The sequence below is a fragment of the Microbacterium sp. GbtcB4 genome, from assembly GCF_019091465.1.
Taxonomy (GTDB): domain Bacteria; phylum Actinomycetota; class Actinomycetes; order Actinomycetales; family Microbacteriaceae; genus Microbacterium; species Microbacterium paraoxydans.
The window spans coordinates 1-252 of the sequence record NZ_JAGXJJ010000305.1; the positions used below are offsets into that span (position 1 = coordinate 1).

At 73.4% G+C, this 252-nt stretch carries 1 pseudogene; it reads right to left on the reverse strand.

Annotation, left to right across the window (positions count from 1 at the left end):
* A pseudogene (locus KVS71_RS17965) lies at positions 1-252 on the reverse strand (flavoprotein); the annotation flags it as partial.

Here is a 252-nt window from a genome sequence, read left to right on the forward strand (position 1 = left end):
GGCGAGGATCTCCTCGGGCACGACCATGCGACCGGGGCCGCTGTAGCCGCCGGCCAGTTCGCCGTCGGCTGGGCCGACTACGTGCACGGCGCGGTCCTGGAGCGTGGCCATGTTTGCCTGCGTGGCGTGGTTCCGCCACATCTCCGCGTGCATCGCGGTGGCGACGAGCACGGGCGCGTCGGTCGCGAGCTGCGTCGTGCCGATGAGGTCGGCGGTGGGGCCCGCGGCCATCTTCTCGAGGGGGGTCGCCGT